The 1,223-nt window shown below is 71.6% G+C and carries 1 protein-coding gene; it reads left to right on the forward strand.

All coding sequences use genetic code 11. The features are described from left to right. A partial coding sequence (locus ACFV6X_RS35540) for an acetyl/propionyl/methylcrotonyl-CoA carboxylase subunit alpha (RefSeq protein ID WP_385390556.1) occupies nt 1-1,223 on the forward strand: 1,223 nt, incomplete at both ends.

Raw genomic sequence — 1,223 nt, forward strand, 5'->3', positions numbered from 1 at the left:
GAGTCGGGGGCGGACGCCATCCATCCGGGTTACGGCTTTCTGTCGGAGAACGCCGAGTTCGCGCAGGCCGTGCTGGATGCCGGTCTGATCTGGATCGGGCCGCCGCCGCAGGCCATCCGTGACCTGGGTGACAAGGTCGCGGCCCGGCACATCGCCCAGCGCGCCGGTGCCCCCCTCGTCGCGGGAACACCCGATCCGGTCAGCGGTGCCGACGAGGTCGTCGCCTTCGCCGAGGAGCACGGGCTGCCGATCGCCATCAAGGCCGCCTTCGGCGGCGGCGGACGCGGCCTGAAGGTCGCCCGGACGCTGGAGGAGGTGCCCGAGCTGTACGAGTCGGCGGTCCGCGAGGCCGTCGCCGCGTTCGGCCGGGGCGAGTGCTTCGTCGAGCGCTACCTCGACAAGCCCCGCCACGTCGAGACCCAGTGCCTGGCCGACACCCACGGCAACGTCGTGGTCGTCTCCACCCGCGACTGCTCGCTCCAGCGCCGCCACCAGAAACTGGTCGAGGAGGCCCCGGCACCGTTCCTCTCGCCGGCCCAGGTCACCCAGCTGTACTCCGCCTCCAAGGCCATCCTCAAGGAAGCCGGCTACGTCGGCGCAGGCACCGTCGAGTTCCTCGTCGGCGTCGACGGCACGATCTCCTTCCTGGAGGTCAACACCCGCCTCCAGGTCGAACACCCCGTCACCGAGGAAGTCGCCGGGATCGACCTGGTCCGCGAGATGTTCCGCATCGCCGACGGCGAGGCACTCGGCTACGACGACCCGCCGCTGCGCGGCCACTCCTTCGAGTTCCGCATCAACGGCGAGGACCCCGGCCGCAACTTCCTGCCCGCCCCCGGCACGGTGACCACCTTCGCCGCGCCGTCCGGCCCGGGCGTCCGCCTGGACGCCGGTGTGGAGTCCGGCAGCGTGATCGGCCCCGCCTGGGACTCCCTGCTCGCCAAGCTGATCGTCACCGGCCGCACCCGCGCCGAGGCCCTCCAGCGGGCCGCACGCGCCCTGGAGGAGTTCCAGGTCGAGGGCATGGCCACCGCCATCCCCTTCCACCGCGCGGTCGTCAAGGACCCGGCGTTCGCACCCGAACTCACCGGCTCCACCGACCCCTTCACCGTCCACACCCGCTGGATCGAGACCGAGTTCGCCAACGACATCAAACCCTTCACCGCACCCGCCGACGCGGAGGCGGAGGAGGAGCTGGACCGCGAGACGGTCGTCGTCGAGGT

Origin of the sequence: Streptomyces sp. NPDC059861, assembly GCF_042731435.1 — a bacterium.
GTDB lineage: Bacteria > Actinomycetota > Actinomycetes > Streptomycetales > Streptomycetaceae > Streptomyces.